At 68.9% G+C, this 8,521-nt stretch carries 10 protein-coding genes; all 10 read right to left on the bottom strand.

What is annotated here, in order from left to right; genetic code table 11:
- Positions 1-439 (bottom strand): acyl-CoA thioesterase II (locus tag A5712_RS09705; RefSeq protein ID WP_231982086.1); only part of this gene is annotated, 439 nt, incomplete at its 3' end.
- 11 nt (positions 440-450) lie between these two features.
- Entirely contained in the window at positions 451-1,869 is a 1,419-nt protein-coding gene (gene pyk, locus A5712_RS09700; RefSeq protein WP_068103933.1) for a pyruvate kinase, read from the bottom strand.
- Positions 1,870-1,932: 63 nt separating this feature from the next.
- Positions 1,933-2,337, bottom strand: coding sequence for a DUF2752 domain-containing protein (locus A5712_RS09695; RefSeq protein WP_068103932.1), 405 nt, complete (start codon positions 2,335-2,337; stop codon positions 1,933-1,935).
- A gap of 13 nt (positions 2,338-2,350) precedes the next feature.
- Positions 2,351-2,743: a TM2 domain-containing protein gene (locus A5712_RS09690; RefSeq protein WP_068103931.1), complete on the bottom strand. Its 393-nt coding sequence runs from the start codon at positions 2,741-2,743 to the stop codon at positions 2,351-2,353.
- A gap of 49 nt (positions 2,744-2,792) precedes the next feature.
- On the bottom strand, positions 2,793-4,589 hold the full coding sequence (lgt, locus tag A5712_RS09685; protein WP_068103929.1) for a prolipoprotein diacylglyceryl transferase: 1,797 nt from the start codon (positions 4,587-4,589) through the stop codon (positions 2,793-2,795).
- The gene (gene trpA, locus A5712_RS09680) at positions 4,586-5,401 is read right to left on the bottom strand and encodes a tryptophan synthase subunit alpha (protein ID WP_068103927.1); all 816 of its coding nucleotides are present in this window, start codon (positions 5,399-5,401) and stop codon (positions 4,586-4,588) included. Before trpA ends, lgt begins: the two co-directional genes overlap by 4 nt.
- On the bottom strand, positions 5,398-6,663 hold the full coding sequence (gene trpB, locus A5712_RS09675; protein ID WP_193791432.1) for a tryptophan synthase subunit beta: 1,266 nt from the start codon (positions 6,661-6,663) through the stop codon (positions 5,398-5,400). The genes trpA and trpB overlap by 4 nt, the downstream gene beginning before the upstream one ends.
- 33 nt (positions 6,664-6,696) lie before the next feature.
- A complete protein-coding gene (gene trpC, locus A5712_RS09670) occupies positions 6,697-7,515 on the bottom strand; it encodes an indole-3-glycerol phosphate synthase TrpC (RefSeq protein ID WP_068103923.1) in 819 nt (272 codons plus the stop codon).
- A gap of 99 nt (positions 7,516-7,614) precedes the next feature.
- Positions 7,615-8,274 carry a TIGR02234 family membrane protein gene (locus A5712_RS09665; RefSeq protein ID WP_068103921.1) on the bottom strand — a complete coding sequence of 220 codons (660 nt, stop codon included), beginning with the start codon at positions 8,272-8,274 and terminating at the stop codon, positions 7,615-7,617.
- A partial coding sequence (locus A5712_RS09660; RefSeq protein ID WP_197519355.1) for a chorismate-binding protein occupies positions 8,267-8,521 on the bottom strand: 255 nt, incomplete at its 5' end. The genes A5712_RS09665 and A5712_RS09660, both read right to left, overlap by 8 nt.

The following is an 8,521-nucleotide window of genomic DNA, read 5'->3' as shown; positions in this document are numbered from 1 at the left end:
TTTCGTAGCCGCGCAGCAGCTCGGCGAGGGACGGCTGCGCGTGCGGCGAGGCGACCTCCGGCGGGTCGACGCCGTGCTCGAGGCCGGGGCCGCCCGACATGTACGAGATCAGCGCCGTGGACAGCAGGATCCCGTCCTGCACGGCGTCGACGCGCCGGTTGGCGAACCGCCGCTCGTCGCGCAGCCGCGTCACGTGGAATTCGATGTCCTTCGTGATGTCGCCGCCGTTGATGAAGTGCACCGAGAGCGCGCTGGGCGGCAGGTCGTCCTGAGCCAGCGTGCGGCTGCTGGCGACGAACGACTGCGCCATGAGCTGGCCGCCGAACGTGCGCATCGGGTTCTTGCTGGGATGGGAGCCGACGAACTGATTTTCGGAGATGCAGTTCAGATCGAGCAGGGCTAGCAGTTCCTCGAAATCGTTGCCAGCCGGCACGGGCACTCCTCAGCTCCTTAGACGTCGTCCTCCCCGATCCGGTGCACATGGATCAGGTTGGTCGAGCCTACTGTGCCCGGCGGCGCGCCCGCGACGATGACCACCAGGTCGCCACGCTTGTAGCGACCGAGCTCGAGCAGCGACTTGTCGACCTGGCGGATCATGCCGTCGGTCGACGTCATCATCGGGACGATGAACGTCTCGGTACCCCAGGTCATCGCGAGTTGGCTGCGCACCTCGGGCCACGCGGTGAAGGCGAGCAGCGGCAGCGGGGTGTGCAGCCGCGCCAACCGCTTCACGGTGTCACCGGATTGGGTGAACGCGACCAGCGCCTTGGCGTCCAGGCGCTCGCCGATGTCGCGGGCGGCGTAGGAGATCACTCCCCGCTTGGTGCGCGGCACGTGCGCCAACGGCGGGGCGGCGGTGGAATTCTCCTCCACCGCGCAGATGATGCGCGCCATCGTGCGGACCGCCGCCAGCGGATACTTGCCCACCGACGTCTCGCCGGACAGCATCACCGCGTCGGCGCCGTCGAGCACGGCGTTGGCGACGTCGGACGCCTCGGCGCGGGTGGGGCGCGAGCTTTCGATCATCGAGTCCAGCATCTGGGTCGCCACGATGACGGGTTTCGCGTTCTCCCTGGCGATCTGGATGGCCCGCTTCTGCACCAGCGGCACCTCTTCCAGCGGCAGCTCGACGCCCAGGTCGCCGCGGGCCACCATGATGGCGTCGAAGGCCAGCACGATGGCTTCCAGGTTGTCGACGGCCTCGGGCTTCTCCAGCTTGGCGATCACCGGTACCCGCCGCCCGATCTGATCCATCACCTCGTGCACCAGCTCGACGTCGGACGGCGAGCGCACGAACGACAGCGCGACCAGGTCGACGCCCAGGTTCAGCGCGAAGGTCAGATCCTCGATGTCCTTGTCGGACAAGGCGGGGGCGGAGACGTTCATGCCGGGTAGCGAGATGCCCTTGTTGTTGCTGACCGGGCCCCCCTCGACGACGGTGCAGACGACGTCGTCGCCGTCAATGGCGTCGACAACGAGGCCCACCTTGCCGTCGTCGATCAGGACGCGGTCACCGACCGTGGCGTCCTTGGCCAACTTCTTGTAGGTGGTCGAGACCCGGTCGTGGGTGCCTTCGCAGTCCGCGACGGTGATCCGGACCGTTTCCCCGTCGGCCCAGAACGTCGATCCCGTCGCGAAGCGCCCGAGCCTGATCTTCGGGCCCTGCAGGTCGGCGAGGACGCCGACCGCGCGGCCGGTGGTGTCCGAGGCGGCCCGCACGCGGTCATAGGCAGCCTTGTGGTCGGCGTAATCGCCGTGGCTGAAGTTCATTCGGGCGACGTCCATTCCGGCCTCCACCAGCGCCAGAATCAGCTCGTCAGAGTTGGTTGCAGGGCCAAGGGTGCAGACGATCTTCCCGCGTCTACTCACGGCGAACCAGCATAGTCGTGCGAGGCGATCGCAGCCCGAGTTAACCGACTCGACGGACTGCGGCTACCCGCTGAGGACGGTCGGCACTAACGGGAAACCCGGAAGATTGCGCAGTACCGTCCAGGCGATCGCCGCGACGACGACGGTCACCACAGCCGGGATCGGCAGGACCGACCGGCCGTTGCGGCGGCGAAGCAGGATCCATCCGGCCAGCATCGGGATACCGAACAGCAGGAAGACGTTGTCGTTGATGGTGGCCATCAGGTCACCGTGCAGCAGGTCGTGCGTCATCCGCAGGCCACCGCAGAGGGGACAGTTCCAGCCGGTGAGCCACTTGAACGGGCACAGCGGATACACCGAATTCACGTTGTGCGGGTCGACCAGGCCGACATAGCCGAGCGCGCCGGCCAGCAACACCCCGGTGCCCGCCGCGACGGCGGTGCGGTGACGGTGCGTGGTCTCCGGCACGCGCGATGAGGAATCAGGTGCCATCGCGCAGCGGGCGTCCCTGTGAGTCGGGGACATTGCCGGTCAACATCAGAATCGCGTCGATGATCGGCCAGATCAGCCCAATGCCGCAGGTGAGCCAGCCCACCAGCAGCTGTGCGACGCCGATCCCGATGTCACCGATGTAGAAGCGCCCGATCCCGCCGATGCCGAGAAGGCTGAGCAGCTGCAGCAGCCCCGCGACGGTTTTCGATTTGTCCGAAAACGGTTGCCCGGTCACCGGATGCCGGCCATAGGGCGCCGACGGGTCGTAGTAAGGGCCAGCCGCGGGATATTGCGGGTACTGCGGCGGATATCCGGGCTGATATCCCGGCTGCTGCGGCGGCGGGCCCGACGGTGTGGCGTCGTTCCACGGCTGGTCAGTCACGTTTTCAGCATGCCAGATCCGGTGCCCGCCCGCCGAAGAGTTTTGGCCGTCAGCCGCGGCGTCGGGTCCTCAGCCGGAAGCTCAGCCGCCGCCGGGTTGAACCGGTGTCTTCGGCGGGGGTTTCATCGGCGTCCGTCTCGGGCTCGGCCTGTTGCTCCTCGGCTGCGGGTTCGTCCGGCTCAGGCGACTCCGAATCATCTTGCGGCTCTTCGGCTTCGGGCTCGTCGGCCTCCGATTCCTCGGCTTCCGGTTCCTCCTCGGCTTCCGGTTCGAGCTCTTCAGCCTCGGGCTCCTCGACTTCGGCATCCGCGGCCTCGGTTGCGACGGCCTCATCCTCCGCGGCCTCCGCGGCCTCGGGCTCCGCGGATTCACTTTCGACCGCCTCCGCCACGGCGGCCTCCGCGTCCGCGACCTCTGCCTCGTCAGATTCTTCGGCCTCGGCCTCCGCGGTCTCAGCCTCCGGGGTTTCGGGCTCTTCGGCCGCGGCTTCTTCGGCTTGGACTTCGGCAGTTTCGGGCTCTTCGGTCGCGGGCTCTTCGACTTCCGGCTCCGCGACCTCGGTCTCGGCCGTTTCGGGCTCGGCTTCCGGCTCCGCGACCTCGGCCTCGGCAGTTTCGGGCTCGTCGGTCTCGACCTCTTCGGCTTCCGGCTCAGCGACTTCTGCCTCCGCGACCTCTTCCTCAGCGGTTTCGGTCTCCGCGACTTCGGCGTCGACGGTTGCCGGCTCCTCGACCGTCGGCTCGGCGGCCTCCGCTGTCACGGTCTCGGCCTCCGCGGCCTCTGCCTCGTCGGCCTCCACCGGACCCGATCGCCTCCGCGGTACCAGCCGCTTCGTCGCCTTCCCGGCGGCCAAGACTGCGGCCACCCCGGCCGCCGGCAGTACCCGCAAGCCGGTGATCGGCTCGAGTTCGGGCTCGGCTTCCGGCTCGCGCTCAGGCTTGGGTGCCGGCTTGGGCTTTGGCGCTTCCTCCGCGCCGTGATCGGTGCCGTGCAAAGTCGCCGGGTCCTCGCGGCCCTTGGGCGCCAGGATGATGTAGACGACGGCCCCGATGAACACGAAAGTTGCTGTGAAGACGTTGATCCGGATCCCGGCGATCTGCGTGGCCGTGTCGTTGCGCAGCAGCTCGACGCCGAAGCGGCCGACGCAATAGGCGGCGACGTAGAGCGCGAAGAGCCGCCCGTGCCCGAAGTTGAACCGCCGGTCGATGTAGATCAATGCGACGAAAACCAGCAGGTTCCAAAGCAATTCGTACAGGAACGTCGGTTGCACGACGAGCGCGACCTGACCCGTCGAGACGCCGTCGAGCGAGTGCGGGTCGACGTAACCGGAAGGGTCACGCCGGTAGAAGATCTCCAAACCCCACGGCAGGGTGGTGTCCCGGCCGTAGAGCTCCTGGTTGAAGTAGTTTCCCAGCCGGCCGATCGCCTGCGCCAAGATGATTCCCGGCGCTATCGCGTCGCCGAAGGCCGGCAACGGAATTCCATGACGTCGGCAGCCGATCCACGCGCCGACGGCGCCCAAGGCCACCGCACCCCAGATGCCCAGGCCGCCGTCCCAGATGCGCAGCGCCGCCATGGAACCGGCGCCACCCGGACCCCAATAGGTCCGCCAGTCGGTAGCCAGGTGATAGAGCCTGCCGCCCACCAAGCCGAACGGCACCGCCCACAGCGCGATGTCATAGATCACGCCGCGCTGCCCGCCGCGCGCCTCCCAGCGCCGGTCGCCGATCATCAGCGCCGCCACGATGCCTGCGATGATGAACAGGGCATAGGCGCGAATGGGCACCGGTCCCAGGTGCCACACGCCCTGCGGCGGGCTGGGGATGTACGCGAGCAGATGCGTCACGACGCGGCCACCCTGAGCCGCACACCGGCGGCCAGTTCGGCCGTCAGCGCGCGCAGCGCGGGCAATCCGCCGTCGCCCAGCGCCGACACCAACGCGGACCCGACGATCACCCCGTCGGCGTAGCTGCCGATCTGCGCGGCCTGCTCCCGCGAGCGGACCCCGAGGCCGACGCCGACGGGAATGTCGGACACCTCCTTGACCCGGCGCACCAATTCGGGCGCCGCCTGCGACACCGCGTCACGCGCGCCCGTCACCCCCATGGTCGAAGCGGCGTAGACGAATCCCCGCGACGCCTCGACCGTCGTGACCAACCGCTGCGGGGTCGAGGACGGCGCCACCAGGAAGATGCGATCCAACCGATGCTCCTCGGACGCCGCCAGCCACTGCCCGGCTTCGTCGGGAATCAGGTCGGGGGTGATCAGGCCATGCCCGCCCGCCGCGGCCAGGTCGCGCGCGAAGGCGTCAACCCCGTAGCGCAGCACCGGGTTCCAGTACGTCATCACCACCGCGCGCCCGCCTGCCGCGCTGATCGCCTCGACGGCGGCCAGCGTGTCGCGGACCCGCACTCCCCCGTGCAGCGCCGCCTCGGTGGCCCGGGCGATGGTGGGGCCGTCCATGCCCGGATCCGAATACGGCACGCCGACTTCGATGATGTCGCAACCGGATTCGACGAGAGCGATCATCGCTTCCCGCGAAGTGGCCACGTCGGGGTAACCGGTGGGCAGATAACCGATCAGCGCCGCGCGATTGTCCTTGCGGCAGGCATCGAAGGTCGGCCCCAGCCGGCTTGCTTGGCTCTGTTCGACGGTCACTTGTCGCCGGACCCCAACAGGCCGAACCACTTCGCGGCCGTCTCGACGTCCTTGTCGCCGCGCCCCGACAGGTTCACGACGATGACCGCACCCTTACCGAGCTCGGCACCGAGCTTCACGGCGCCGGCCACCGCGTGCGCGGATTCGATGGCCGGGATGATGCCCTCGGTGCGGCACAGCAGCCCGAACGCGTCCATCGCCTCGGCGTCGGTGATGGGCCGGTATTCGGCGCGTCCGGTTTCGCGCAGCCACGCGTGTTCGGGGCCCACGCCCGGGTAGTCCAGACCGGCTGAGATCGAATGGGATTCGATGGTCTGGCCGTCCTCGTCCTGCAACAGGTACGAGTATGACCCCTGGAATGCCCCCGGGGAACCGCCGGTGAACGTCGCCGCGTGCCGGCCGGTCTCGACGCCGTCCCCGGCCGCCTCGAACCCGATCAGCCGCACGCTCGGATCGTCGATGAAGGCGTGGAAGATGCCGATGGCGTTGGATCCGCCGCCGATGCATGCGGTGACCGCGTCGGGCAACCGGCCGGCCTGCGCCTGGATCTGAGCGCGGGCCTCCAGGCCGATGACGCGCTGAAAGTCGCGCACCATGGTCGGGAACGGGTGTGGGCCCGCCGCGGTGCCGAAGCAGTAGTAGGTGTTGTCGGCGTTGGTGACCCAGTCGCGGAACGCCTCATTGATGGCGTCCTTGAGCGTTTGCGAGCCGCTGTCGACGGAGACGACCTCGGTGCCCAGCAGCCGCATCCGCGCCACGTTGAGCGCCTGGCGCGCGGTGTCCACGGCGCCCATGTAGACCACGCAGTCCAGCCCGAGCAATGCGCACGCGGTCGCGGTGGCCACGCCGTGCTGGCCGGCCCCCGTCTCGGCGATCACCCGGGTCTTGCCCATCCTCTTGGCCAGCAGAGCCTGGCCCAGCACATTGTTGATCTTGTGAGAACCGGTGTGGTTCAAGTCTTCTCGCTTGAGGAAGATCCGCGCCGACCCGGCGTGCTCGGACAGCCGGGTGGCCTCGTAGAGCGGCGAGGGGCGGCCCGCGTAGTTGGCCTGCAGGTCGTCGAGGGTGTCCAGGAAGTCGGGGTTGACGCGTTCCTTTTCGTAGGCGGCGGTGACTTCCTCGATCACCGCCATCAGCGCCTCGGCGACGTAGCGGCCCCCGTACACGCCGAAATGACCACCCGGATCGGGGTCGTGGCGGGTGGGTTCGGCGATGGCCGCACTCGAAAGCGGAAGCTCCGGGCGGGACAGGTCTACCATCACCAATTCTCGACGCGGGGACGGCTCATCGGCGTCCTAGCGAGAGGGTTTCGGGCAGGACGGGTGGGTGCCCGCGGTGACCAGATCGGCAACCGCCGCGCGGGGGTCACCGGCTTTGACAAGACCTTCACCGACCAGCACGGCGTCGGCGCCGGCGCCGGCGTAGGCCAGCAGGTCCCCGGTGCCGCGGACGCCGGATTCGGCGATCCTGATCACGTTGCTCGGCAGCCCCGGAGCGATGCGCGCGAAGCAATCCCGGTCCACGTTCAGCGTGGTGAGATCGCGCGCGTTCACGCCGATCACGTTCGCCCCCGCCTTCAAAGCCCGGTCGGCCTCTTCCTCGGTGTGCACCTCGACGAGCGCCGTCATACCGAGCGATTCGGTGCGGTCGAGCATCGACACCAGCGCCGACTGCTCCAGCGCGGCGACGATGAGCAACAGCATGTCCGCACCGTGCGCACGCGCCTCGTGGATCTGATAGGGCTGCACCACAAAGTCTTTGCGCAGGACGGGAATTGAGACCGCGGCGCGCACCGCGTCGAGGTCGTCGAGCGAGCCGTTGAAGCGCCGTTCCTCGGTCAGGACGCTGATGATGCGGGCGCCGCCGTCTTCGTAGGCCCGGGCCAGCTTGGCCGGATCCGCAATCGGCGCTAGTGAACCCGCCGACGGGCTGGCGCGCTTGACCTCGGCGATGACGCCGATGCCGGGCTCGCGCAACGCTGCCATGACGTCCAAGGGCGGGGGCGCCGCGGCGGCGGCCGCTTTGATCTCGCTCAGGCTGACAACGGCTTCGCGCGCGGCAACGTCGGCTCGGACTCCCTCGAGGATGGAGTCAAGCACGGATGCCGGACTCATGCCTGTCGTTCCCTTCCCACTGCCATCCCACTGTCGCTCGGTTACTCAGCCGATTTCGATGACGTCAATGAAGGGTAGCGACCGTCGCCTCACGGCTCATCACCGACCCTCGCTGTCTGACCCAGCGGCCCGATCGGTCGGGTCGTGTCCCTCGTCAAGCGCATCCCAAATCATTCGCTCCGACATCTCCGGCTGCTGCTGCCCCTCCAGCATCGCCCCGGGACCGGTTTCGCGTAGCGCATTCGAACGGCGGGTCGCGGGCGCCGCGTATTTCGTTGCGCGCTCGCGCGGCAGCCCGCCGGACCGCATCAACATGACGGCCGCGATCAGCGTGCACACGGCGGCGGCCACCGCGACCCCGGCGCCGATGTACCGCCGTTCGCTTCCGACCAGGAACATCAGGGGGACATGCGCCAATTCGGCGCCGCGGGCGGCCACGTCCGGAAGCACCCACAGGCTGATCCCCAGATAGCCAACCGCCAGGCTGGCCGCGGCGAGCAGCACGGCCAGGATTCGCAGCGGCCAGCCCCGCACCGCGAGCGCCGCGACGGCGGTGGCCAGCATCAGCAGCGCCAACGGCAGCAGCGCCGTCGACCAGGAGCCGCCCGACAACGTCACCTGCTTCGGGGGGCCAAGCCCGTCGAACGAGCGGATCACCACCCACGGCAGCCGCGAGGCCACCCACAGCGCGCCCGCGGCCACCACCAGCAGCAGTTGAGCGATGACGATCGTGAGCCGGGATCGGCGGGAATCAGCCATCGCGGCCCGACGGCGGCGCCGTCAGCGTCTCGGCGGCCGCGATCGCGTTGAGCACCGCTCGCGCCTTGTTGGAGGCCTCGGTGTACTCGTAGGGGCCGTTGGAATCGGCCACTACCCCGCCGCCGGCCTGAACGTACGCGGTGCCGTCGCGCATCAGCGCGGTGCGGATGGCGATCGCGAAGTCGGCGTTGCCGGCGAAGTCGAGGTAGCCGACCACGCCGCCGTAGAGGCCGCGACGGGTCTTCTC

Origin of the sequence: Mycobacterium sp. E2327, from assembly GCF_001672675.1 — a bacterium.
In the GTDB taxonomy this organism is placed as follows: domain Bacteria; phylum Actinomycetota; class Actinomycetes; order Mycobacteriales; family Mycobacteriaceae; genus Mycobacterium.
The sequence above is the reverse complement of the archived record's forward strand: the minus strand, read 5'-3'. Positions and strand labels throughout refer to the sequence as shown.